22 protein-coding genes are annotated in these 25,161 nt (G+C 64.5%); 16 read left to right on the top strand and 6 right to left on the bottom strand.

Annotation, left to right across the window (positions count from 1 at the left end; all coding sequences use genetic code 11):
• Position 1: 1 nt before the first annotated feature.
• A complete protein-coding gene (locus B4920_RS06300) occupies positions 2 to 2,242 on the bottom strand; it encodes a cation-translocating P-type ATPase (protein WP_173862646.1) in 2,241 nt (746 codons plus the stop codon).
• Between the two features lie 185 nt (positions 2,243 to 2,427).
• Here B4920_RS06300 and B4920_RS06295 point away from each other — a divergent pair, with 185 nt between their 5' ends.
• The 12 genes from B4920_RS06295 (at position 2,428) to B4920_RS06240 (ending at position 17,065) form a co-directional block, all read left to right on the top strand.
• Positions 2,428 to 3,111, top strand: coding sequence for a heavy metal response regulator transcription factor (locus tag B4920_RS06295; protein ID WP_079433771.1), 684 nt, complete (start codon positions 2,428 to 2,430; stop codon positions 3,109 to 3,111).
• On the top strand, positions 3,108 to 4,499 hold the full coding sequence (locus tag B4920_RS06290; RefSeq protein ID WP_079433770.1) for a heavy metal sensor histidine kinase: 1,392 nt from the start codon (positions 3,108 to 3,110) through the stop codon (positions 4,497 to 4,499). The genes B4920_RS06295 and B4920_RS06290 overlap by 4 nt, the downstream gene beginning before the upstream one ends.
• A gap of 110 nt (positions 4,500 to 4,609) precedes the next feature.
• Positions 4,610 to 5,302 (top strand): TetR/AcrR family transcriptional regulator, encoded by a 693-nt coding sequence (locus B4920_RS06285; protein WP_079433769.1) that lies wholly within the window; start codon positions 4,610 to 4,612, stop codon positions 5,300 to 5,302.
• A gap of 432 nt (positions 5,303 to 5,734) precedes the next feature.
• On the top strand, positions 5,735 to 7,030 hold the full coding sequence (locus tag B4920_RS06280; RefSeq protein WP_079433768.1) for an OmpP1/FadL family transporter: 1,296 nt from the start codon (positions 5,735 to 5,737) through the stop codon (positions 7,028 to 7,030).
• Between the two features lie 63 nt (positions 7,031 to 7,093).
• Positions 7,094 to 9,493 (top strand): 3-hydroxyacyl-CoA dehydrogenase/enoyl-CoA hydratase family protein, encoded by a 2,400-nt coding sequence (locus B4920_RS06275; protein ID WP_079433767.1) that lies wholly within the window; start codon positions 7,094 to 7,096, stop codon positions 9,491 to 9,493.
• Positions 9,494 to 9,514: 21 nt separating this feature from the next.
• Positions 9,515 to 10,714 (top strand): acetyl-CoA C-acyltransferase, encoded by a 1,200-nt coding sequence (locus B4920_RS06270; RefSeq protein WP_079433766.1) that lies wholly within the window; start codon positions 9,515 to 9,517, stop codon positions 10,712 to 10,714.
• Between the two features lie 86 nt (positions 10,715 to 10,800).
• Positions 10,801 to 11,313, top strand: a complete 513-nt coding sequence (locus B4920_RS06265; protein ID WP_079433765.1) for a DUF4442 domain-containing protein — start codon at positions 10,801 to 10,803, stop codon at positions 11,311 to 11,313.
• Positions 11,310 to 11,885 (top strand): chalcone isomerase family protein, encoded by a 576-nt coding sequence (locus B4920_RS06260; protein ID WP_079433764.1) that lies wholly within the window; start codon positions 11,310 to 11,312, stop codon positions 11,883 to 11,885. Before B4920_RS06265 ends, B4920_RS06260 begins: the two co-directional genes overlap by 4 nt.
• Positions 11,886 to 11,907: 22 nt before the next feature.
• Positions 11,908 to 13,578: a long-chain-fatty-acid--CoA ligase gene (locus tag B4920_RS06255; RefSeq protein ID WP_079433763.1), complete on the top strand. Its 1,671-nt coding sequence runs from the start codon at positions 11,908 to 11,910 to the stop codon at positions 13,576 to 13,578.
• Positions 13,579 to 14,526: a nitronate monooxygenase family protein gene (locus B4920_RS06250; RefSeq protein ID WP_079433762.1), complete on the top strand. Its 948-nt coding sequence runs from the start codon at positions 13,579 to 13,581 to the stop codon at positions 14,524 to 14,526. It abuts the gene before it with no gap.
• Between the two features lie 163 nt (positions 14,527 to 14,689).
• Positions 14,690 to 16,486, top strand: a complete 1,797-nt coding sequence (locus B4920_RS06245; protein ID WP_079433761.1) for an acyl-CoA dehydrogenase — start codon at positions 14,690 to 14,692, stop codon at positions 16,484 to 16,486.
• A 294-nt stretch (positions 16,487 to 16,780) separates the two neighbouring features.
• Entirely contained in the window at positions 16,781 to 17,065 is a 285-nt protein-coding gene (locus B4920_RS06240) for a hypothetical protein (protein ID WP_079433760.1), read from the top strand.
• Between the two features lie 353 nt (positions 17,066 to 17,418).
• Here B4920_RS06240 and B4920_RS06235 read toward each other — a convergent pair whose 3' ends face one another.
• Positions 17,419 to 18,375: a LysR substrate-binding domain-containing protein gene (locus B4920_RS06235; protein WP_079433759.1), complete on the bottom strand. Its 957-nt coding sequence runs from the start codon at positions 18,373 to 18,375 to the stop codon at positions 17,419 to 17,421.
• A 114-nt stretch (positions 18,376 to 18,489) separates the two neighbouring features.
• On the opposite strand from B4920_RS06235, the gene B4920_RS06230 reads away from it, so the two are divergent.
• Entirely contained in the window at positions 18,490 to 19,188 is a 699-nt protein-coding gene (locus B4920_RS06230) for an FMN-dependent NADH-azoreductase (RefSeq protein ID WP_079433758.1), read from the top strand.
• 52 nt (positions 19,189 to 19,240) lie between these two features.
• On the opposite strand, the gene B4920_RS06225 is transcribed toward B4920_RS06230, so the two are convergent.
• Entirely contained in the window at positions 19,241 to 20,161 is a 921-nt protein-coding gene (locus B4920_RS06225) for a LysR family transcriptional regulator (protein ID WP_079433757.1), read from the bottom strand.
• A gap of 115 nt (positions 20,162 to 20,276) precedes the next feature.
• Between B4920_RS06225 and B4920_RS06220 the strand changes: the two genes are divergently transcribed.
• Both B4920_RS06220 and B4920_RS06215 read left to right on the top strand, forming a co-directional pair.
• Positions 20,277 to 21,467 (top strand): serine hydrolase, encoded by a 1,191-nt coding sequence (locus tag B4920_RS06220; RefSeq protein WP_079433756.1) that lies wholly within the window; start codon positions 20,277 to 20,279, stop codon positions 21,465 to 21,467.
• A gap of 20 nt (positions 21,468 to 21,487) precedes the next feature.
• The gene (locus B4920_RS06215) at positions 21,488 to 22,636 is read left to right on the top strand and encodes an MFS transporter (protein ID WP_216819768.1); all 1,149 of its coding nucleotides are present in this window, start codon (positions 21,488 to 21,490) and stop codon (positions 22,634 to 22,636) included.
• A 330-nt stretch (positions 22,637 to 22,966) separates the two neighbouring features.
• Here the strand turns inward: B4920_RS06215 and B4920_RS06210 are convergent, their stop codons facing one another.
• Genes B4920_RS06210 through B4920_RS29460 form a run of 3 tightly spaced genes read right to left on the bottom strand, consistent with a single transcriptional unit; the run spans position 22,967 to position 24,669 of the window.
• The gene (locus B4920_RS06210; RefSeq protein WP_079433754.1) at positions 22,967 to 23,383 is read right to left on the bottom strand and encodes a biopolymer transporter ExbD; all 417 of its coding nucleotides are present in this window, start codon (positions 23,381 to 23,383) and stop codon (positions 22,967 to 22,969) included.
• Positions 23,380 to 24,108 carry a MotA/TolQ/ExbB proton channel family protein gene (locus B4920_RS06205; protein ID WP_079433753.1) on the bottom strand — a complete coding sequence of 243 codons (729 nt, stop codon included), beginning with the start codon at positions 24,106 to 24,108 and terminating at the stop codon, positions 23,380 to 23,382. The genes B4920_RS06210 and B4920_RS06205 overlap by 4 nt, the downstream gene beginning before the upstream one ends.
• 12 nt (positions 24,109 to 24,120) lie before the next feature.
• Complete coding sequence (locus B4920_RS29460; RefSeq protein WP_161493250.1) at positions 24,121 to 24,669, bottom strand: energy transducer TonB; 549 nt, start codon at positions 24,667 to 24,669, stop codon at positions 24,121 to 24,123.
• 72 nt (positions 24,670 to 24,741) lie between these two features.
• Here B4920_RS29460 and B4920_RS29455 point away from each other — a divergent pair, with 72 nt between their 5' ends.
• A complete protein-coding gene (locus tag B4920_RS29455; protein ID WP_161493249.1) occupies positions 24,742 to 25,137 on the top strand; it encodes a hypothetical protein in 396 nt (131 codons plus the stop codon).
• Positions 25,138 to 25,161: the final 24 nt, after the last annotated feature.

Raw genomic sequence — 25,161 nt, 5'->3', positions numbered from 1 at the left:
TTCAGGAATCCCCGGTAGGTTCGTTTGGCCGCCAACGCCGCAGCAACAGCGCATTGGCGACGACGCTGACACTCGACAGGGCCATCGCGGCGCCAGCCGCCACGGGATTGAGCAGTCCCAGTGCCGCCAGCGGGAGGCACACCACGTTGTAGATGCTGGCCCAGAAAAGGTTCTGCCGCATTTTGGCGTAGGTGCGCCGCGAGATGTCGATGCTGGCAGCGACCAGCGCCGGGTCGCCGCGCATCAAGGTGATCCCGGCGGCGTGGATCGCTGCGTCGGCACCACCGCCCATGGCGATGCCGATATCGGCTGCGGCCAGCGCCGGGGCGTCGTTGATGCCGTCACCGACCATGGCCACCCGGTGCCCTTCGCGTTTGAGGGCTTCCACTGCCCGGGCCTTGCCGGCAGGCAGGACCTGGGCCGAATGGCTGTCGACCCCGGTCTCCGCGGCAACCCGGCGGGCTGAGCCCGCATTGTCACCGGTGATCAGCGCGGTCTGGATACCCAGACTCCGCAATCGGCGCACCGCCGCTGCCGCCGTAGGCCTGAGCCGGTCGCCGAAGGCAAAGAGCCCGAGTGGCTGCCCGTCCCGCACCCGGGCCAGCCAGGCCAGGGAATGCCCGTCCTGCTCCAGTCGCGCCGCATCCTCGGCCAGCGGTCCCGGATGTACGCCGTGCTCTTCCAGCAGGCGGAGATTGCCCATGATGTAGCGCTCACCATCGATCTCGCCGGTGACTCCCCGTCCTGGCAGGGTATGGATGGCACTTGCGGTCAGCCCGGCCTTCCCGGCGGCACCGGCCGCGTCGCGCAGGGCCCGTGCCAGCGGATGGTCGGAGCCTTCCTGCAAGGTAACGGCCAGGGCCATCAAGGCCACCGTATTGCCGCTTGCCAAGCGTGTTTCCAGCAGCTGGGGGCGTCCTTCAGTCAGGGTGCCCGTCTTGTCGAAGACGACCGCGCTGATCTGGCGTGCGGTCTCGATGGCCGTGACGTCCTTCACCAGGATGCCGTGACGCGCGGCCGCGCCGGTTCCCGCCATGATCGCCGCAGGCGTGGCAAGACCAAGGGCACAGGGGCATGCCACTACCAGCACCGTCACGGCATTGATCAGCGCGCCTTCGGCATCACCGGTCAGGAGCCACCAGCCTGCCAGGGTGCCCGCCGCAATCAGCAGCACGATGGGCACGAATACTGTGCTGGCCCGGTCGGCGAGACGCTGGATGGGGGCCTTGGCCGCCTGGGCGTCTTCGACCAGGCGGATGATCTGCGCCAGCAGCGTATCGGCGCCGATTGCCGTGGCACGGACGAGGAGGGCGCCCGCGCCATTGATCGCACCACTGCTCACCCGGTCGCCCGGCTGCCTGGGAACGGGAAGACTCTCGCCGGTGAGCATGGACTCGTCCACATCGCTGAGCCCTTCGACGATGACGCCATCCACCGGCACCCGTTCGCCGGCACGCAGCACCACGAGGTCATCGGGCACAACGGAGTCGATGGGTATGTCCCGGTCTGCGCCGTGCGTCCGTATCCGGGCCAGCTTGGGGCGCAGCGCCTGCAGCGCACGAATGGCCGACATGGCCTGATGCTTGGCCCGTGCCTCCAGCCATTTGCCGAACAGCACCAGGGTGATCACCGTGGCTGAGGTTTCAAAGTAAAGATGCGCGTGCAGAGCCCCGGCCGGATCCAGCAGCTGGAACAGGCTCAGGCCGAAGGCGGCAGAGGTTCCGATGGCAACCAGCAGGTCCATGTTGCCCGTGGCAGCACGCAGGGCCTTCCAGGCGGAGCGGTAGAACTGAAGTCCGAGCCAGAACTGCACTGGCGTGGCAAGCAGCAACTGCAGCCACCCTGGCAACATCCAATGCACTCCGGCGACGGTAAACAGCATGGGCGCAACCAATGGCACCGACAGGATGGCCGCCAGCACGACCGGCCGACCATCGGGCAACTCACGGGATGAGGCGGTTGGCGGCGAGGCGTTCGATGGCACGGGACTGGCCTCGTAGCCGGCTTTCCGCACCGCCTCCACCACCATCGAGGCTGGCAGGATACGGGGCAGCGTGACATGGGCACGCTCGGTGGCCAGATTGACGCGGGCGCCGCGTACGCCGTCCAATTTCTCGAGTACCGCCTCCAGGCGTGCCGCGCAACTGCCGCAGCGCATGCCTTTGATGTCGAAGATCCGGTGTTCCAGCGTATCGTTTTGGGGGGCCAAGGCGACCGTCGGGTTGGGGGGTGGGAAACGCATGGCGTGCCTCCTGAACAAGTGACTGGCACACGCTAAAGCTTCCCATCATGGGAAGGTCAACCGGATTTTCTCGGGCTTGGGTCGAGCCGGAATGTGGGTGCCGGCCGCGCGTCCGGCCAAATCTCTGTAACCTACGCGCGTTGTGTTCAAGGCACTGACGAAGGCCTGCCGAGGCCACTGGACGGATGAAGATACTGATCGTCGAAGACGAAACGAAGACCGGGAACTATCTCAGACAGGGGCTTGCCGAGGCGGGTTTTTCCGTCGATCTCGTGCGGGATGGAATGGACGGCGTGCACGCTGGCTTGACCGAAACCTATGACCTGATCGTGCTGGACGTGATGTTGCCCGGCCTGGACGGATGGCACGTGCTGCAGACGCTGCGCAGGGCAGGCAAGGAGATTCCGGTACTGTTCCTGACCGCGCGGGACAGCGTCGATGACCGGGTCAAGGGACTCGAACTGGGGGCCGACGATTACCTGGTCAAACCGTTTGCCTTTTCCGAACTGCTCGCCCGGGTACGTACCCTGCTGCGACGTGGGGCCAGGAGCAAGGAGGCCGACGTGCTGCAAGCGGCCGACCTCGAACTGGATCTGCTGCGGCGCCGGGTGTCCCGCGCGGGCAAGCGGATCGACCTGACCGCCAAGGAGTTCGCGCTGCTCGAGTTGCTGCTGCGTCGCCGGGGCGAGGTGCTGCCACGCTCCCTGATTGCGTCCCAGGTCTGGGACATGAATTTCGACAGTGATACCAATGTGATCGAGGTGGCGGTGCGCCGCCTGCGCGCCAAGATCGATGACGATTTCGAGCCCAAGCTGATCCGCACGGTGCGCGGCATGGGCTACGTGCTCGAAGAGCAGGGCTGCCCATGATCCGTCGCCACTCCCTTACTTTCCGTCTGACCCTGCTGTTTGCGCTGGCGTCCACCGCGGTCCTGCTGGTACTGGGACTGATCGTCAGAGCCTCGGTGGAACAGCATTTCCAGGAGCAGGACATGACCCTGCTGGAAGGCAAGCTGGAGCTCATCCGCCATGCGCTGGAACGGGTGCACAACGCCGAAGATGTGGACAATCTGGTGCAGCAGATGGATGACGCCCTGATCGGTCACCACGGCCTGGCCGTTGCCGTGACCGGCACCGATGGGCGTACCTTGTTCGCAACGCGCGACAGCCCCTTTCCGCAGGTATTGCTCGAGCGGGTCGGCAAGCCCGATGCCGGTCAGCCCTATGTGTGGGAGACGCCGGACGGCGTCCCGTTCCGCGGCATCGTCGGCACGCTGCCCAGTGGCATGCGCGGGGCGCCGCCGGCGGTCGTCGCCGTCGCCACGGACATCTCTCACCACCGCCATTTCATGGAGGCCTTCCTGCACAGCCTGTGGCTGGTGATGTTCGGCGGCAGCATCGCGACCGGTCTGCTAGGGTGGATCGTTGCCCGCCGGGGGCTGGTGCCGCTGCGGGAAATGGGCGATCTGGCCGCCCAGGTCAGCGCCCGCAGCCTGGACCGGCGTCTGCCGGCGGAAGCCGTACCGGTCGAGCTGGCGGAACTGGCCCGTTCCCTCAACGACATGCTGGGCCGGCTGGAAGAGTCTTTCCGTCGCCTGTCGGATTTCTCGTCCGACCTGGCCCACGAGCTGCGTACCCCGGTCAGCAACCTGATGACTCAGACCCAGGTGGCCTTGAGCCGGACGCGCACCGCCGACGAATATCGCGAGGTGCTGGAGTCCAATGCGGAGGAGTTCGAGCGCCTGTCGCGGATGATCGGCGACATGCTGTTTCTGGCCAAGGCGGACAACGGGCTGATCGTGCCGGCCCATGAGCGCTTCGAGCTGGCCGACGAAGTGGCCGCACTGTTCGAGTTCTATGGGGCGGTTGCCGATGAACAGCGCGTTGTGCTGCGTCTGCAAGGGCGGGGCAGGGCGGGTGGCGACCGCCTGATGCTGCGCCGGGCGCTCGGCAACCTGTTGTCCAATGCCTTGCGCCATACGCCTGCGGGTGGGCGTGTCGACGTCAAGATCGACATCGCACCGGACGGCAAGACCCGCCTGGCCGTGGAGAACAGTGGCGAGCCGATTCCGGCCGAGCACCTGCCCCGTTTGTTCGACCGTTTCTACCGCGTCGATGCGTCCCGCCACAATGCCGGGGACGGCGCCGGCCTGGGGCTGGCGATCACCCGTTCCATCATCCAGGCCCATGGTGGAACGATCAGTGCCCGAAGCTCACCCCAGGGCAATGTCTTCGAATTCTCGCTCCCGCCTGCCTGAATGCTCCTGGACCCGTTGCGCGGGACCTGACATAAGTTTGCCCCCGGTTTTCGCGAATTCCGGGCCGCTTCAATTATCCTGCACCGACTGTACGAGCATGGAGTCTTGAAGTGGCTGAGGCAAAAGCTGGCGAAAGCCAGAGTGTGGATACCCGCGAACGAATTCTTGACGCTGCCGAGCGTCTTTTCATGGCGAACGGCTATGAAGGCACCTCGATGCGTCAGATTACCGGTGATGCTGGGGTCAATCTGGCCGCGGTGAATTACCACTTCGGGTCCAAGGAGTCCCTGATGCAGGAGGTTTTTCGCCGCCGCCTCGACTGGTTGAACGAGGAGCGCATGCGCATCCTCGACAGGTTGGAAAGAGAGGCCGCCGGCAAGCCGCTCAAGCCTTCGCAGATCGTGGACGGCTTTTTTGGCACGCTACTGCGCCTGGCGGACAACGATGCCCGCGGCGGCATGACATTTCTGCGCCTGCTCGGACGAACCCTGACCGAGCCCTCCGAGTTCATTCACAGCTTTCTCGCCCAGGAATACCGGGCCGTTATCGAACGGTACAAGACCGCGCTGTTCAAGGCTTTGCCGGATGTTCCCAAATCGGAGATCGTCTGGCGTTTCCACTTCATGCTCGGCGCCACTTCTTATGCGATTGCCGGCATCGATGCGCTACGGATCGTGACGGACTGGCAGATCGAAGACGAGACGGAAATGGACCGCCTCGACCGGCTGTTGCCTCGCCTGATGTCCTTCCTGCTCGGTGGTTTGCGTGCCCCCTTGCCGCAGTTCGGGAGTAGTGACGACTGAAGCCCATGCCAAGGGGCATGACACCGGACCGGCCCGCTGATCAGGCGTGACCGGCCCGCCTCATTGACGGGCTGCCTTCCCCCTGATCCTGCCGCCACGCCGGATCCCATCAAGGCCCCAGCATGCCCTATGTCGAGGCGAGCGCAGATGCTTCAAAAAAACGCTTGCCGGGCCAAAGTCTTCTCTTTATTATAAAACGAACGTTTGAACAGCATTCCCGCGGGCAACACATCAGGTAAGGCATGCGTATTCAGTCTTGTCGATCACAGCTTGAACCGATCGAAGCTGTCAGGGGCGAAGGTCATCCGAAGACCGACTGAACGTCCCCGACACACCTGGAGCCGAGCTGCCATTTTTTTTGATCAACTATTAAAACGATCGTTTGTTTAACAAACATCAAATCATCGCAAAACTACAAGAGGAGACAACTTTATGCGAAACAGAATGGAACCGTCCGCCATCCCGCTGGTTCTGTCTGCGCTGGCCTTTTCGGGCTCGGCAACGGCTGCAGGTTTCCAGCTCATGGAGCAGAACGGTTCAGGGCTTGGGACGGCCTATGCCGGCCAGGCGGCAGTTGCCGAGGATGCAAGTACGATCTACTTCAATCCGGCCGGAATGACCTTTCTGTCTGCCACCCACAGCTTCAGTGCCGTTGGTACGCTGATCAGCCGGAGTACTCGCTTCGCGGATGAAGGGACGACACCGATGCCGGTCATCAACCCGCGTACTGGCGCACCGACCGGCGCCTTCCACGCGGTCGGAGACGGTGGCGGCGACGGCGGCGGAGTGCACGCCATCCCAGCGGTCTATTACGTCCATGCCTTGTCGCCGGATTGGCGGCTCGGCCTCGGGATCGGGCCGACCTTCGCCGACGAGACGGAATACGACAGCACCTTCGTCGGACGCTTCTCCGGCCAGAAAACCCGTATCCGCCACATCAACGTCAATCCCTCCGTCGCCTACCGGGTCAATGAGCGACTGTCTCTCGGTGTCGGCGTCGACTACGTCGTCAGCAAGATCGAATTCACGCAGGCCACGCCTTACGTCGGCGCGCCGGTCGGGCGCCTCAAGGGCGACGGCCGGGCCTGGGGCTACAACTTAGGTCTGATGTACCAGCTTGACCCGGCCACCCGGCTGGGCGTGAGCTACCGTTCCAAGGTCAAGGTCGACCTCGACGGCACGCAGACCGTGCCAGGCCTGATCGATCGGTCGATCACCGCTTCCATCGAAACACCGGACACCTTGTCCGTGGCGCTTCAACACAAGCTCGACGAGCGTTGGACGCTGCTCGGCGATTACTCCTGGACCGGCTGGAGCAGCCTGCAGGCACTGGAGCCCAGGGTAGCCGCCAGCAGTGCCGCGGCCACGGCACCACTCCGTTACAACTTCAAGAACACCTGGCGCGTGGGCGTCGGTGCGACCTGGCAGTACAACCAGGACTGGAAACTGCGCGCCGGCACCGCCTACGACAAGAACCCGATTCCCGACGATGCCAGCCGCACGATGACCGTGCCCGACGCGGACCGCATCTGGCTGGCCTTTGGCGCCAAGTGGGCCGTCACGCCCAATACCAGCCTGGATTTCGGCTACGCCCACCTGTTCCTCAAGGACACCCACACGGCGCGGGCGGTCACGAACACGGCCGAGACGGTGACCCTGCAGACCGTGCGGGGCAAGTTCGAAAACAGCGTTGATCTGCTGTCCGTCCAGCTGAACTACGCCTTCTGATGCGTCGCCACGAATTTACGAATACTCTTAATGCATAATTCTGATCACTGAAGGAGACAGCCCTTGAACAAGTTGATCGTAAGAAAGGCCGCGGTCCTCGGCGCCGGGGTGATGGGCGCGCAGATTGCCGCCCACCTCGCCAATGCCGGTGTGCCCGTCGTGCTGTTTGACCTGCCTTCCAAGGACGGCGACAAGAATGCGGTCGTAAGGAAAGCCCTCGACGGCCTCAAGAAGCTCGACCCGGCGCCGCTGGCGAGCAAGGACACGCTGCGCTTCATCGACGCCGCCAACTACGAGGAACATCTGCCGTTGCTCGCCGACTGTGACCTGATCATCGAGGCGATTGCCGAGCGCATGGACTGGAAGCACGATCTCTACGCGAAGATCAGCCCCTTCCTGGCGCCGGACGCGGTGATCGCGTCAAACACCTCCGGCCTGTCGATGAACGCGCTGGAGCAGGGCCTGCCGGAGGCGCTACGCCCCCGTTTCTGCGGTGTGCACTTCTTCAACCCGCCGCGCTACATGCATCTGGTGGAGCTCATCGCCACGCAGCGCACCGATACGGCGCTGCTCGACGCGCTGGAAACCTGGCTCACGTCCCGCCTCGGCAAAGGCGTCATCCGCGCGCTGGACACGCCGAACTTCGTCGCCAACCGCATCGGCGTCTTTTCCATCCTGGCGGTGATGCACCATACCCAGGCCTTCGGCCTCGGCTTCGACGAGGTCGATGCGCTGACCGGCCCGAAGATCGGCCGGCCGAAGAGCGCCACTTACCGCACCGCCGATGTGGTCGGCCTGGACACCCTGGCTCACGTTATCAAGACGATGCAGGACACGCTGCCCGACGATCCGTGGCATGCGCACTTCACGACGCCGGCCTGGCTGACGCGACTGATCGAGCAGGGCGCCCTCGGGCAGAAGACCCGCTGCGGCATCTTCCGCAAGCAGGGCAGGGAGATCCAGGTGCTCAATCTGGCCGAGCAGGGCTACCGACCGTCCTCCGGTGAAATCGCCGAGGAGGTCGCCGCGATCCTCAAGCTCCGGAATCCGGCAGAGAAATTCGCCGCGCTGCGGGCCTCGCAACATCCCCACGCGCAATTCCTGTGGGCGATCTTCCGCGACATCTTCCATTACGCTGCGGTGCAACTCGAGAACGTGGCCGATAACGCCCGCGACCTCGACCTGGCCATGCGCTGGGGCTTCGGCTGGGCGCAAGGCCCGTTCGAAACCTGGCAGGCCGCCGGCTGGTCCGCCACTGCCGACGCGGTGGCCGCCGACATTGCGGCCGGCAAGGCGATGAGCGCTGTGCCGCTGCCGGCCTGGGCGCTGGAAGCCGGTCGTAGCGGCGTGCATACGCCGGAGGGTTCTTGGTCGGCCCGCCGCAATGCCTACGTGCCGCGTTCCGATTTGCCGGTTTACGGGCGCCAGCTCTTCCCCGAGCGGGTGCTCGGCGAAAACGCGGCGCTGCCGGAACAGTCCGGCGAGACCCTCTACGAGAACGACGGCGTCCGTTTGTGGCGCCTGCCCGCGGTCGATGCCGGCATCGGCATCGTGTCGATCAAGTCGAAGATGCACACCATCGGCAACGAAGTGTTGGACGGTGTCATCGCCGCGGTGCGCCAGGCGGAAACCACGCTCGACGGTCTCGTCGTGTGGCACGAGGCGCCGTTCGCTGTCGGGGCCAATCTGCAACAAGTGGCGGAAGCCATCGGCGCCGGCCGCTTCGACGTACTGGAGGCAACCGTCGAGAAGTTCCAGCGCACCTCGCAGGCGCTGAAGTACGCGCAGGTTCCGGTCGTTGCCGCGGTGCAGGGCATGGCGCTCGGCGGCGGCTGCGAGTTCGTCATGCATGCGGGCAAGCGCGTGCTGGCGCTGGAAAGCTACGTGGGCCTGGTGGAAGCCGGTGTCGGCCTGATCCCGGCCGGTGGCGGCTGCAAGGAATTCGCGGTGCGCGCGGCCGGGTTGGCCGCCCAGTCGGCGACGCCGACGGAGGTGTTCAACTTCCTGCAACCGGTGTTCCAGACCATCGCGATGGCCAAGGTCGCCAAGAGCGCGCAGGAAGCCATCGACTACGGTTTCGCCCGGTCGTCGGACACCATCCTGTTCAACGCCCACGAGCTGCTGTGGGTCGCCATCCGCGAAGTCCGCGCGCTGGCCGATGCCGGCTATGCGCCCCCTCAATTGGCCCGCGGCATTCCGGTCGCCGGCAAGAACGGCATCGCCACCTTCGAGATGCTGCTGGTGAACATGAAGGAGGGCGGGATGATCTCCGCCCACGACTACAAGGTCGCCAAGGCCGCAGCCACTGCGCTGTGTGGGGGCGAGGTGGAAACCGGCAGTCTGGTGGATGAGGAATGGCTGCTCACCGTCGAGCGCCGCCTGTTCGTCGAGCTGCTGAAAGATCCCCTCACGCAGGCCCGCATCCAGCACATGCTGGAAACCGGCAAGCCGCTGCGCAACTGATCGGGCCAAGGAGACAAAGACATGAGCAAACAGATTCAAGACGCCTACATCGTCGCCGCGACCCGTCTGCCGGTGGCCAAGCGCAACGGCGCATTCCGCAATGTCCGCCCGGACGACATGCTGGCGGCGGTTCTCAAATCCGTCGTGGCCCAGGTGCCGGGTATCGATCCGGCCCTGATCGGCGACGTCATCGTCGGCTGCGCGATGCCGGAGGCGGAGCAGGGCATGAACGTGGCCCGCATCGGCCTCCTGCTGGCCGGGCTGCCAACCAGCGTGCCGGGGCTGACGATCAACCGCTTCTGCTCGTCCGGCGTGCAGGCGGTAGCCGATGCCGCTAACCAGATCCGCCTTGGCCTGGCCGACGTGATGATCGCCGCCGGTACCGAATCGATGAGCGTGATGCCGCAGATGATGGGCAACAAGATGTCGATGAACCCGGCGATCTTCGCCCACGAGGAGAATCTGGGCATCGCCTACGGCATGGGCCTCACCGCCGAAAAGGTCGCCCAGCAATGGAAGATCGGCCGCGAGGCCCAGGACCAGTTCGCGCTAGCCTCCAACCAGAAGGCTTGCGCGGCGATCCTGGCCGGCCATTTCAACGCCGAGACGACGCCTTACAGCTTCACCGAGCACGTCCCCGATCTGGCGAGCGGACAGGTTCGCGCCCGTCAGCGCACCGTCGAGGTGGACGAAGGGCCGCGCCAGGATGCCTCGTTGGAGAAGCTCGGCAAATTGAAGCCGGTGTTCAACGTGCGCGGCTCGGTCACCGCCGGCAACTCGTCGCAGATGTCGGACGGTGCCGGGGCGGTGATGCTGGTGTCGGAGAAGATCCTGCGGGAACACAATCTGACGCCGCTGGCGCGCTTCGCCGGTTACGCGGTGGCCGGCGTGGCGCCGGACATCATGGGTATCGGTCCGGTGGCGGCGATTCCGAAGGCGCTGGCCCAGGCCGGCATCCGCCAGGACGAGCTGGACTGGATCGAGCTCAACGAGGCCTTCGCCGCCCAGTCGCTGGCGGTGATGCAGGAACTCGGCCTCGATCCGGACAAGGTCAATCCGCTCGGTGGCGCCATCGCCCTCGGCCATCCCCTCGGCGCGACTGGTGCGATCCGCACCGCCACCGTGGTGCACGGCCTGCAGCGCACCGGCGGCCGCTACGGCATGGTGACGATGTGCATCGGCACCGGCATGGGCGCCGCCGGCATCTTCGAGCGTGTGTGACGATGCGTCCCGCGCGCCTGCATCTGGGGGCGCGGGGCTTTCCCACCTCCATTTACGACCCATAACCCATAAAAGTAGAACCGATCATGAAGCCCGCCTGGCTCGCCAAACTCCCGCCCGCGTGGCGTGCCCGCATGGTGCGCCTGGGCTTCAACCTGCACCCGGCCTTCCGCGGCACGGGCGGACGGGTCGTGCATGTGGGGCGAGACCTGCGCCACATCCGCATTGCGCTGCCGTTGTCGTGGAAGACCCGCAACATCGTCGGTTCGCTGTACGGCGGCTCGCTGTTCGCGATCACCGACGGGGCACACCCGATGATGCTGATGGCGGCGCTGGGCGAGAGCTACATCGTATGGGACAAGGCGGCGAGCATCCGCTACCGCAAGCCGGGCTACACGACGCTGTACGCCGACTTCGTGCTGAGCCCCGAAGAGCTGGCCGACATCCGCGCCGCGCTGGCACAACAGCCGGAGCTGGAGCGGACTTTCCAGGTCGAGCTGAAGGACGCACACGGCATTGTGCATACGGTGGTGGAGCGCACGGTTTATATCGCCGAGAAAAATTTCTACCGGAAGAAATCCGCTGGAGGAGAGCAATGAGTCAATTTCATCGTTTCGCCGGGGCCGCCTTGCTGGCGGCCCTGCTGGCCTCGCCCGGGCTACACGCCGCGGAAGTCGCCGGCATCAAGATCGACGAGCGGGCCCGCGTCGGCAACAGCGAGCTGGTGCTGAACGGCGCCGGCCTGCGCAGCAAGCTGTTCATCAAGCTCTATGTCGGCGCGCTGTACGCACCGCAGAAAACCGGCACGGCCGCTGCGCTGATCGACGCCACCACACCGCGGCGAATGAATCTGCGCCTGCTGCGCGACATCAGCGCCGACACGCTGCACTCGGCGCTGGAGGAAGGGCTGGCCCACAACAACACGCCCGCCGAGCTGGAAGCCGTGAAGCCCCAGTCCGAACAGTTCGGCAGCCTGATGCGCGGCCTCGGCAAGGTGCACGAGGGCGACAGCGTGGCCCTCGATTTCAGCGGCGATGGCGTGGCGCTGAGCGTCAACGGCGAGCCCCGCGGCAAGGTCGCCGGCGGCGCGTTCGCCAAGGCTTTGCTGAAGGTCTGGCTTGGCGACAAGCCCGCGGATGCCGGGCTCAAGAAAGCGCTGCTCGGCAACTGACCGGCCAGCCGAGGAGACAGACATGGACAGAATCTGGCTACAAAGCTACCCGGTGGGCATCCCGGCGGACATCGACATCGAACACATCCCATCGCTGGTCGCGCTGCTCGAGAACGCATGCAAGACCTACGCGGACAAGGTTGCCTACATCAGCATGGGCAAGGAGATGACTTATCGCCAGCTCGACGAGGCGTCCCTTGCCTTTGCTGGTTGGCTGCAGTCGCGGGGGCTGCAAAAGGGCGACCGCGTCGCGCTGATGATGCCGAACCTGCTGCAATACCCGGTGGCCCTGTTCGGCACCTTGCGGGCCGGCTGCGTGGTGGTCAATTGCAATCCGCTATACACCCCGCGGGAACTGGAGCATCAGCTCAAGGACTCCGGCGCAGCGGCCATCGTCATCGTCGAGAACTTCGCCCATACGCTGGAGCAGGTGCTGCCCAGGACGACCGCGCTGCGCCACGTCATCGTCACGCCGATGGGCGAGATGCTGGGTGCAGTGAAGGGGGCGCTGGTCAATCTGGTCGTCCGCCGCGTGAGGAAGATGGTGCCGGCGTGGACCATCCCGACGGCGATCGGCTTCAGCTCCGCCCTCGCCATCGGCCAGCGCCAGCGCCAGCGCTTCAAGCCGGTGCCGCTCGGCCAGCAGGATCTGGCCTTCCTGCAATACACCGGCGGCACGACCGGCGTTTCCAAAGGCGCGATGCTGACCCACGCCAACATCACCTCGAACGTCACCCAGGCCTACAACTGGATCCGCCCTGCGGTGCGCGAAGGGCAGGAGATCATCGTCACGGCCTTGCCGCTGTACCACGTCTTCGCGCTGACGGCGAACTGCCTGACCTTCCTGATGATCGGCGCAACGAACCTGCTGATCGCCAATCCCCGCGACATCCCGGGTTTCGTGAAGGAATGGTCGAAATACCCGGTGAGCGTGTTTACCGGCGTCAATACGCTGTTCAATGCGCTGCTCAACAACCCGGATTTCGCCAAGCTGGATTTCTCGACCATGCGTGTCACCCTCGGCGGCGGCATGGCCGTGCAGGCGCCAGTGGCGGAGCGCTGGCGCCAGATCACCGGCACGCCGCTGCTGCAGGCCTACGGGCTGACCGAGACTTCGCCGGCGGCAACCATCAACCCCCTCGACATGGACGGCTTCAACGGGGCGATCGGCCTGCCGATCTCGTCCACCGAGATTTCGATCCGCGACGACGCCGGGACCGAAGTACCGATCACCCAGGTCGGCGAGATCTGCATCCGCGGTCCGCAGGTGATGAAGGGCTACTGGCAGCGCCCTGAGGAAACCGCCAACGCCTTTCATCCGGACGGTTTCCTGCGCACCGGGGACATGGGCTACGTGGACAAGCAGGGCTTCGTCTTCCTGGTGGACCGGAAGAAGGACATGATCCTGGTGTCCGGCTTCAACGTGTATCCCAACGAGGTCGAGGAGGCGGTGGCGATGCACCCGGGCGTCGGCGATGTGGCGGCAATCGGCGTTGCCGACGAGCATTCCGGCGAGGCGGTGAAGATCTTCGTTGTCCGCAAGGACCCGGCATTGACCGAGAAAGCGCTGATCGAGCACTGCCGTACGGTGCTGACCGGCTACAAAGTACCCAAACACGTGGAATTCCGCGACGACCTGCCGCGCACCAACGTTGGCAAGATTCTGCGGCGTGCGCTGAAGGAGGCTGCCTGAATGTCGATTCCCGCTTCGTTGAACAAGAACCTCGCGCTGCCGGTGATCTGCGCGCCGATGTTCATCGTCTCCAATCCTGATCTGGTCATCGCCCAGTGCCGCAGCGGCGTCATCGGCTCCTTTCCAGCGCTGAACGCGCGCCCGCAGGCTCTGCTCGACGACTGGCTGACGCGCATCAACGCCACGCTGGCGGACAGCCCGGCGGCTGCACCCTTCGCGGTTAACCAGATCATCCACCCGTCGAACACGCGGCTGGAGCACGACATGGCCCTGTGTGTGAAGCACGAGGTGCCGCTGGTCATCACCAGCCTGTCGGCACCGACCCGCATCGTGCCGCAGGTGCATGCGTACGGCGGCTTGGTCTTTCATGACGTGATCAGCGTGCGCCATGCGGAGAAGGCGCTGGAGGCCGGCGTCGACGGCTTGATCCTGGTCTGCGCCGGCGCGGGCGGTCACGCCGGCACCCTGAGTCCCTTCGCGCTGGTCGGTGAGATCCGCAAGTTCTACGACGGTCCGATTGCGCTGTCCGGCGCCATCACCAACGGCTCCAGCATCCTGGCCGCGCAGGCGCTGGGGGCCGATTTCGCCTACATCGGCTCGCGCTTCATCGCGACGGAGGAGGCCAACGCCGCCGACGCCTACAAGCAGGCGCTGCTCGAATCCACGGCCCAGGACGTGGTCTACACACCTTACTTCACCGGTGTGCACGGCAACTATCTCAAGAAGAGCATCCTCGCCGCCGGACTCAACCCGGAAGATCTGCCGGTTCGCGACAAGAGCGCCATGAGCTTCGGCAAAGACAGCGATGCCAAGGCCTGGCGCGACATCTGGGGGGCAGGGCAGGGCGTTGGCACCATCGACGACGTATTGCCGGCTGCCAACGTCATTGCCCGGATGAAGCGCGAATACCTGGCGGCAAAGGCCGACCTCCTGGCCAAAGCCTTCTGACCTCCGTCCCGCATCGCTGAGCCGACGCCAGATCGGGTTGGGGCGGTCGGGACTCCGCACGCACTACCGACTACACATCTTGTTCCCGGCCGCCGCATGGCGGCGCAGGGCTGAACCGATTACGCCTTCAAATTAAAACGAACGATTGACCAAGGAGAATGAAATGACCGATTACCGCGCCCCGATCAAGGACATGCGCTTCGTCATGGACGAACTGGCTGCTTTCAACGAGATCGCCCGTCTGCCCGGTTGCGAGGAGGCGACGCCGGACCTGGCCGACGCCATTCTCGACGAAGCTGCGAAGTTCGCCGGCGAGGTGCTGGCACCGCTGAACCACGTCGGCGACAGGCAAGGCTGCACGCTCGGTGCCGAGGGGGTGACGACGCCGACAGGCTGGAAGGCGGCCTACCAGCAGTACCGCGACGCTGGCTGGAATGGCATTACGCTGCCCGCCGAGTTTGGTGGTCAGGGCCTGCCCGACCTGCTCGGCATCGCCGTCAAGGAGATGATCTGCTCGGCGAACATGGCCTTCTCCCTCGGCCCGCTGCTGACCACCGGTGCCGTTGAAGCCCTGCTGACCTGCGCCAGCGATGAACTGAAGTCCACCTATCTGGAGAAGATGGTGTCTGGCGAATGGACAGGCACGATGAATCTCACCGAGCCTCAGGCCGGTTCCGATCTGGCGCTGATCCGCTCCCGCGCCGAGCCGCAGGCCGACGGCACGTACCGGGTCTTCGGCCAGAAGATCTTCATCACCTACGGCGACCACGACATGACCGACAACATCGTGCATCTCGTCCTCGCCCGGCTACCGGACGCGCCGGCAGGCGTGAAAGGCATCTCGATGTTCCTGGTGCCGAAGTTCCTCGTGAATGCCGATGGCTCGCTGGGCGCCCGCAACGACGCCCATTGCGTGTCGATCGAGCACAAGCTTGGCATCCACGCCAGCCCAACCTGCGTGATGGCCTTTGGCGACAAGGAAGGTGCCGTCGGCTACCTGCTCGGCGAGGCCAACCGGGGCCTGGAGTACATGTTCATCATGATGAACCAGGCCCGGCTCGGCGTCGGTCTGCAGGGCATCGCCCTCGGCGAGCGCGCCTACCAGCAGGCACTGGCCTATGCCCGCGATCGCAAGCAGGGCCGCGATGCACTGACCGGCGAGGCGCTGGTGAGCATCGACAGACATCCGGACGTCCGCCGAATGTTGATGCTGATGAAGTCCCGCGTCGAAGCCTGCCGCGCGCTGACCTATTACACCGCCGGCCTGCTCGACATGGCCCACAAGCACCCGGACGCCGAGGTACGCAAGCAGAAGCTCTACCTGGCCGAGCTGATGATTCCCATCGTCAAGGGCGGCGGCACCGAAATGGGAATCGAGGTGACTTCCCTCGGCATGCAGATCCATGGCGGCATGGGTTTCATCGAGGAAACCGGCGCTGCCCAGCATTGGCGCGACTCCCGCATCACCACGATCTACGAGGGCACCACCGGCATCCAGGCCAACGACCTGCTGTTCCGCAAGCTGATGCGCGACCAGGGCGCTACGGTCAAGCTTGTGTTCGGCGAGATCCACGCCACCGCCAAGACGCTGGGTGCAAGTGGTCAGCCGGAACTGCAGGCCATCGGCCACAAACTCGGCAACGCGCTGAAGGCGTGGACGATTGCGACCGAATGGCTGGCCGGCAACGTCAAGAACGGTCTCGGTGGTGCGCTGGCCGCTGCCGTGCCCTACCTGCACCTGGCCGTCACCGTCAGCGGCGGCTGGATGATGGGCAAGACTGCGCTGGCCGCCGCCGGCCATCTGACCCGCGGCGACGGCGACCGGATCTTTTACCGCAACAAACTCGCCACCGCCCGCTTCTACGCGGACCAGCTGCTGCCCCAGGCCTCCGCCTATGCAGAAACCGTGACGGCTGGCGATGCAGCGACAGCCGGGATCGACGCCGAGCTGTTTGCCTGATCGGCATCGGTATAAGGCAGCGCTTGCTGCATCAGCCCACCCGATCTGCGCCTGCAGGCCGGGTGGGCGCAGCGTCGCTCAGAGCATGGTGAGAGGCGCTGCTGGCAACTCGATCGCGGTCTCTGGATCGCCTCGGGGCGATGCGATGTGGCCAGTCCGATCAGTCTCTGATTCAGGGCAATCCCCTGAGTGGTAAAGGCCCGAAAATTTTTTTGAAATCCTGTCATCCGGCTTGCTGACGTTTGCGTTAAGCGAGTACAGGTGAGCGATCACCGGATTTAACAGGAGAAGTCGATGGGCAGTTATTGCAACGAGTCCTACGCAGAGTTTCTGGATTCCCTCAAGGCCGCGGGCGTCGTGATCCGCAACGAAAACGAAGTTCGCGAGCGTCTGGCCGAGTCCCAACGCTGGCGTAGCGCCTTCATGACCCTGGCCGCCAATGGCCGCACGATCGGTATTGAGTTCTCGGTGGATGGCAACAGCAGCGCCCCGACGGCTGTTCAGCGCATCATGGCTGCACATGCGTTCCCGGCCGAGAAGGAAGCAGCGTTCATCGCCCAGCTCACCGCGGACCACTAAGCCGTAATGCTCCATCCGCATCGCACTCAGCTGCGGTGCATGAAAAGAACCTCCAACCCGCGAAGAGCGGGCGGAGGTTTTTTTATTTCACCATGACTTCATCCCGGTATTTCGCCGGACTTCACAGAGACTAAATACGGAAGTTTTATCAAAAGCTTAGGTTCGTCTTAGGTTCGTTCATCATATGCCGGTGCTTTCTGAAACTTGACCCGGCTTCCCGTCGCTTGGCTCTCTATCTCACTTTTTGCACTTCGGTGGTGCGTGGAAGCAGCACGGAATCGTCACATGCGGTTGGTAGAGTGGTTACAACCACTCAAATGGGTTGCGCGCCAGCCTTGTTGTTGCTGGCCCCATTAGGCGACAGGGTAAATCGCCGCTACCTGATGGCCGGCTGGCGTGGCGTTTACCTCTGCACCGATGCCGATGGAGCTCGTAGTCGCGACTCGAATCAGCCAGTCCTCCACCATCGAAACCGCGTCTGAAACAGGGCGCTGAGTGGATTTAACGAGGTGATACGACATGCCTTTGAGCACGGGCTCTGCGACGATCTTCAGGAGCCCCAGGCGCAGTTCATCTTCGACCAGCAGCAAGCTCAGGAGCGCGACACCCTGACCCGCGACTGCCGCCTGGATAGCGTGGCTTTCCTCGGAGTAGCGAATGCCGCCGGATAGGTCGGATGGCTTGCGTTCCGTCTGGTGCGCCCATGCACTCCAGGTCAGATCGACGGCTGGTGGGCGATGCCAGTCGAAGTGGATCAGAGGCCATTGCGACGCATCCTTGTCCATCATCGCCAAGCAGGCAGGACTGGCTACAGGTGCGAAGCGATCCTCCAGCAGCAAGGTGGTCGTGACGCCCTGGTAACGGCCATGCCCGTATCGGATCGCCAGGTCCGCCGTGCCGGCATTCAGATCAACGGGCTCGTTGGAGGCATGGACGTGCAGATCGATACCGGGATGTGCAGCCTGGAATGCAGCCAGCTTAGGTACCAGCCATTTGGTGGCGAAGGCAGGCGTCGCCGATAGCGTCACCGATGCACGGCGAGGTTGGCGTACCTGTTCGATCGCCGCGGCGATGGTCTGGAAGCCACTACTGACCGCCGCGAGCAAGACCTGCCCGTTCGGGGTCAGCTCGACTGCGCGTACCTTACGCAAGAACAAGGGGCGTTCGAGGTATTCCTCCAGCACGCGAATGCGGTGGCTGATCGCCGTTCCCGTGACGGCCAGTTCTTCTGCGGCCTTCTTGAAACTACGCAGACGTGCCGCCGCTTCGAAGGCACGCAAAGCACTGAGGGAGGGGAGTCGCATCACCATCAATGGATGATCTCATATCATCCATTGATTCAAAAATAATCGTTTGTCTCCGATTAGCGTTCCATTGAAACTCCGTACCACTAATTTTTATTCATCTGTATGGAGCCTTCAGACATGACCACGCTTTTGCACATCGACGCCAGCGCCCGTCCCGGCGGTTCCGACACGACGCCCCATGGGTCGCACACGCGCCGGCTTACGGCGCGTTTTGTCCGGCAATGGACGGCACTTCATCCCGAGACGAAAGTGATCTACCGCGACGTCGGCCAGGAACCACCGCCGCCTGTTACCGGCCAGTGGATACATGCCGCGTTCACGTCCGAACAAGTGCGTGAGCCCTGGATGCACGAGGAACTGCGTATCAGCGATACGCTGATCGACGAGCTGCTACAGGCCGACCTCATCGTCGCGGGTGTCCCGATGTATAACTTCGGGCCGCCGGCACAATTCAAGGCCTACATCGACAATATCGTGCGCGTGGGGCGTACCTTCGGGTTCGATCGGAACCGGGACGGCGAGCCTTACTGGCCGCTGCTGGCGAATGCCGGCAAGCGCCTGGTCATCCTCTCCTCGCGAGGTGACTATGGATACCAGCCGGGTGGACGCATGGCCGACCGCAACCATGTGGAGGCATCGGTTCGCACGGCATTCGCCTACATCGGCGTAACCGACGTCCACGGCACGTCCATTGAGTACGACGAGTTCGCCGATCGGCGGCTGGCCGATTCAATCAGGCAGGCGGAAACCACCGTGGATGGGTTGGTGTCGCTGCTGGAAAGCGGTTTTCCTTTACCAGCGAGCCAGGCGGACTGAGTTCACCCGCTACATCATCAAGTGAACTGCGACAGCAGTGCAACCCGAAAGCTCACCGTCTGCTTCGGGTTGGCTGCTTGGTTTCCGAGGACGGGAACACCCGGGCGCACAGGAAATCGACGAAGGCGCGGACCTTGGGCGAGGGATGTTTGCTGGCTGGCCAGAGCACGTGGAAGACCCCGGTGCGCTCCACGTGCTCCGTCAGAACGGCACGCAAGCGTCCATCCGCCAGCTGCTCCCTGATCGCGAAGTCCGGCAGATAGGTGATCCCCAATCCCTGCAGTGCAAAGCACACCCGCGTCTCGATGTTGTTGCAGATCATCGAGGTGGGCAACGGCAGCTCCGGCTCGCCGGGCGCCTGTCGCAGCGCCCAGGGTTCCAGCTTGCCGCTGTTGGGAAAGCGGTAGTGCAGGCAGGCGTGTTGCAGCAAGTCGGCAGGCACCTTCGGCGTGCCCCGCCGCGCCAGGTAGTCGGGCGAGGCGACCACCAACGAGCGGAAAGCCCCCAGCCGGCGCGCTGACAGGCGCGAGTCTGCCGGGTCGCCGGTCCGGACGACGGCGTCAAAACCTTCGTCGATTACATCAACCAGCCGGTCGGTGAAGTCCAGGTCCAGCTCGATGGCCGGGTAGTCGCGCATGAACTCGCCGAGCACCGGCAGCACCAGCGAACTGACCAGGGGAAGGCTGACCCGCAGCCGGCCGCGCGGTGCCGACGTCGCCTGCGACAACTCCAGTTCCGCCGCCTCGATCTCGGCCAGGATGCGGCGGCTGCGCTCCAGGAACAACGTGCCTTCGGCCGTCAGCGAGACGCTGCGCGTGCTGCGGTGGAACAGGCGCACGCCGAGCTTTTCTTCCAGCCGCGAGACGCTCTTGCCGACGGCGGATGCCGATACGCCCAGCAAGCGACCGGCCGCGACGAAGCTGCGCGTCTCGGCGACCTGCACAAACACCATGAAGCCGTTCACGCTATCCACTGCATCTCCATTGCGGACAAATAGTTCCGCTCAAAACGGAACTGTACCCGGATTTTTCTCTAATCGCCGATTTTCTATCGTGACGGGCATGTTCATTGACGAAAGGAATTCCCCCGTGACGACGCCCGTATTCCCGCTGCCTTCAGGCCTGCCGCCCACCGATCTGTCCGCCCGCATCCAGGCGGCGATTCAGCGGGCACTGGACGAACAGCGTCTGGTCGGCGCCGTGGTCCTGGTGGCCCGCGACGGCGTATTGATCGACCGCCAGGCGGCCGGCTGGGCCGACCGCGAGCGCCAGCGAAAAATGACCGTCGACGCAATCTTCCGCCTGGCATCGGTCAGCAAGCCCATCGTCTCGACGGCGGCGCTGGTGCTGGTGGCACAAGGCCGGCTCGGCCTGGACGATGGCATCGATCGCTGGCTACCCGGTTTCCGGCCGCAATTGGCCGATGGACGGCCGGCGCAGATCACCGTGCGGCAACTGCTCAGCCACACGGCGGGGCTGGGCTACCGCTTCTTCGAAGCGGATGCGGACGGTCCTTATGCGCGGGCCGGCGTCTCCGACGGCATGGACGCGTCCGCTATCAGCCTGGCAGAGAACCTGCGCCGCATCGCCGGCGTGCCGCTGCTGTACGCGCCGGGCACGGCCTGGGGCTACTCGCTGGCCACTGACGTGCTGGGCGCCGTGATCGAACAGGTGCACGGCGAGCCCCTGGAGGCCGCCGTCCGCCAGCTTGTGACCGCTCCGCTGGGCATGGCCGATACCGGCTTTGTGGCGCTGGACGCGCAACGCGTGGCGACCGCCTATGTGAATGACGCCCCCCCACACCCCCTGGCGGAAGGCGAAACCGTTTCACCCTTCGAAGGGGCCATCGGCATCTCCTACAGCCCTGCGCGCATCTTCGACCCCCAGGCCTTCCCTTCCGGCGGTGCGGGCATGGCGGGAACCGCCGAGGACTTCCTGCGCCTGCTGGAAGCCTTGCGCCAGGGTGGCGATGCGCTCCTGCCCGACCCACTGATCGCCGAGATGGCGCGCGATCAGACCGGCGGACAGGAACTACCCAATGCGCCGGGCTTTGGCTTCGGACTGGGATTCTCGGTCTTGCGCGACCCGGCCCTGGCCGCTTCCCCCGAGTCGGAAGGCACCTGGCGGTGGGGTGGTGCCTACGGCCATGCCTGGTTCGTGGATCGGGCGCGGGGACTCAGCGTCGTCGCCTTCACCAACACCTTGTACGAAGGCATGTCGGGACGCTTCGTCACCGATCTGCGCGATGCGGTCTACGGCGCCCTGGAGGCCGGGCGATGAGCGCGGCGGAGCACGCGCGCATGCCTTTCGGATCGCTGCTGGCACTCGCCATGGCGGCCTTCATCACCATCCTGACCGAAGCGCTGCCGGCCGGCCTGCTGCCCCAGATGGCGCAAGGCCTGGCCGTCTCCGAGGCATGGGTCGGCCAGACCGTCACCCTCTACGCCATCGGCTCCCTGGTCGCCGCCATTCCGTTGACGGCCGCCACACAGGGGATGCGTCGCCGGCCATTACTGCTGGCCGCCATGGCCGGCTTCGCCATCGCCAACACGGTGACGACCCTGTCCGCCGACTTCGCGCTGACGATGCTGGCGCGCTTTCTGGCAGGCGTCTCGGCGGGATTGCTGTGGGCGCTACTGGCAGGCTACGCGGCGCGGATGGTGCCTGAGCACCAGAAGGGCCGCGCCATCGCCATCGCCATGGCGGGCACGCCGCTGGCCCTGTCCCTGGGGGTGCCGGCCGGCACCTTCCTCGGCACCGCGATGGGGTGGCGTATGTGCTTCGGCGCCATGAGCCTGCTGGCGCTGGTCCTGATGGTCTGGATCTACCTGAAAGTGCCGGACTTCGCGGGGCAGGCTGCGGACCAACGCCTGTCGTTGCGGCAGGTCTTCACCCTGCCGGGAATTCGCCCGGTGTTGTTCGTGGTGCTGGCTTTCGTCCTCGCGCACAACATCCTCTACACCTACATTGCGCCGTTTCTGGCGAGGGCCGGCATGGTGGAGCACACGGATCGGGTGCTGCTGGTTTTCGGTGTCACGTCGGTGCTGGGCATCTGGATCATCGGTGTGCTGATCGACCGGCATCTGCGCGCGCTGACCCTTGCGAGCACGGGCTTGTTCGGACTTGCGGCCTTGGCGTTGGGCATGGCAGGTGCCGAGGCGATCACCGTCTATGCAGCGGTAGGGGGCTGGGGACTGGCTTTTGGTGGCGCCGCGACCTTGTTCCAGACCGCCCTCGCCAGGACCGCCGGCAACGCTGCAGATGTCGCGCAATCCATGCTGGTCACGGCCTGGAACGCGGCAATCGCCGGCGGCGGCATCGTGGGTGGCGTGCTGCTGGATCGCCTCGGTGTGGAGGCCTTTTCTCCTGCGCTGCTAGTGCTGCTGCTGGCCACCCTGCTGGTAGCGTGGTCGGCAAGGCGCCATGGTTTTCCTCTATTGGTGGAATGAAATCGAACGGAAATAAACCACTTCCGTTACTTTCTGGCATGGGCAGAAGAACGCCACGTTTCCAGCGTTGTCGATGCGTCGGCCTCCATGACTAGCTGCCAAGGGGGCGGGGCCGCGTACAAGGCATCAGGCCTTGCCAGGAACGCGCAACCCATGAGTTGCGCGTTCTTGTTTTTTGGGGAACGTTACAAAGATGGTGATCGGCGAGCGAGGTCTTGCTGTACGCAATCTACTCGCTGTAACGCTCCTGGGTTTGATACCGCGATGCTCTTATAAACGGGAGCGATCTTCTCGCCCCCGTTTTTAGGATTGCTACACCTTTCAGTTTCTTCAACGCGCGCCGGGTTCCGTCACGAAGGCGATCTTGCCCAGGCCCAGCCGACTGGCCGAAGACAGCAACTGGGCGACATGATCGTACTCGGCTCGCTTGTCCACCTGGAGATGGAGTTCTGGCTGGGGTTGGCGGGTGGCAGCGCTTTCCAGACGGCTTTGCAGATCGTCTGCAGCGACGCTCTCGCCATTCCATGACAGGCTGCCATCCGCCTTGATGGACAGATTGATCTTGTCCGGCCTCACGTCTTCCTGCTGGCTGCTGGCCTTGGGCAGGTCGAGTTTGACCGCATGATTGATCACCGGCACGGTGATGATGAAGATGATCAGCAGGACCAGCATCACGTCCACCAGGGGCGTCATGTTGATTTCCGACATCACCTCGCCTTCGTCATCGAACTGGCTGCTGAAGCTCATTGCGCTTCCTTCCGGGTCGGCAGGGGATGGATGCTGGCCGGGTTCTTGCGCACCTTGCCACCAGTCACCAGAAAGGCATGCAGATCATGGGCGAAGTGCTTGAGGCGGGCCAGAATTTCCTTGTTGCCGCGTACCAGGGCGTTGTAGCCCAGCACGGCGGGAATCGCGACTGCCAGACCACCGGCCGTCATCACCAGGGATTCGCCCACCGGTCCGGCCACCTTGTCGAGGGTGGCCTGACCCGCGGCACCGATACCCATCAGCGCATGATAGATACCCCACACGGTACCGAACAGGCCGATGAACGGGGCCGTCGCGCCGACCGAGGCCAGGATCGACAGTCCGCCCTGCATGCGACCGGTGGAATCGTCGATGGACTGGCGCATGGTGCTGGTCAGCCAGTCGTTCAGATTGAGCACGCCGTGCAGTTCGTTCTGGTGGGTGACATGATGGGCAACGGCTTCGGTGCTACGGCTGGCCAGGTCGTGGAAGGGGTTTTCGGCAGAATTCGGGGCCAACGCGGCCATCCCGGCGTCCATGCTGGTGGCGTGCCAGAACTGCTTGGCGGCGGTGCTCATGCGGCGCAGCCGCACGAGGCTCCAGGCCTTGACGAGGATGACCGACCAGGACGCCAGGGACATCAGCACCAGGATGATGGCCACGCCGTGGGAGACACTGTCACCCTGGGCCCAGATCTGGCCGAAACTGAAAGTGGATTCGTTCATGGGGATTCCTTCCTAGGACGCGGGGTTGAGTGTGAAATCGATGGGCACCTTGACGGTGCCGGCAACAGCTTGATCGGCCTGGCGGGCCGGCACGAAGCGCCAGCTACGCAGCACGGTGTCGCGGGCGCTTTCGTCCAGGCGCGGAAAGCCGCTGCTCTTGAAAATGCTGACATCGGTGGGACGCCCGTCGGCGCCGACCTGCACCTTCAGGAGCACCCGTCCCTCTTCGCCCATGCGGCGGGAGAGGCGCGGGTATTCCGGAGCGGGATTGGAGAGATAGGCCGCATCGAAGCGGGGCGGAACGATCGCCGCCGGCGCTTCCTTGGCTTGAGCCTGAACGGGAGGTGCAGGAGGTGCGGATTGGGCTGCTGGCGCTGTGGCTTCGACCGCATTGGCGGCGGTTGCAGCGGAGGTGAGAGTCTGCTGGCTGGCCTCCGCGCGGGGCTGAGCAGGGCGTTGCCTGGCGACGGGCTGTTGTTTGCTGACAGCCGGTTGCGGCGTCGGGCGCGGCTGGGGCGGTGTAGGCTTCGGCGTATCGGGGGACACGAGGCTGACCGTCATGTACGGCTGAGGCGGCGTAACCGGCGGGGCCGCGCTCTCGAACTGGTACGCGAAAAGGCCCAGGAGTGCCAGATGCAGAACGATCGCAACGCCCGTGCCAACCATGTTGCGACGCACGGGCAGGGGATTGTCCTGACGCGAGAGCATCAGGACGGGGGCGGGCAAGGCATGTTTCGGGTGAGCCGCCAAGGGCATGGCTGCATTCATGTCAATCTCCAGTCGGGCTTGCTTCCTGGCTGGCTTGCGACATGCCCAAAGGCAGGTGGCTGGCTGGCTGAGATGTGGCGCATTGGTGCAATCGGGGCGCTGCAAACCACGCACGATCAAGCAGTCGAAAATGCAAATGCGAACGATTTGCATTATATGGATGTGTTTTTCGAGCGTCAACGACTTGCGTATGCAGCCTTCGGCGCGCCTTCATCGATGTCGGGAATTTCTCCCATGGTGCCGGCGCCTGCCGTTGCGTAACCTGCAGACAATCATAAAAAGGAG

Source organism: Zoogloea sp. LCSB751, assembly GCF_002028455.1.
In the GTDB taxonomy this organism is placed as follows: Bacteria; Pseudomonadota; Gammaproteobacteria; order Burkholderiales; family Rhodocyclaceae; genus Zoogloea.
Note: the sequence above shows the minus strand (reverse complement) of the source record. Positions and strands in the feature narration are given on the sequence as shown.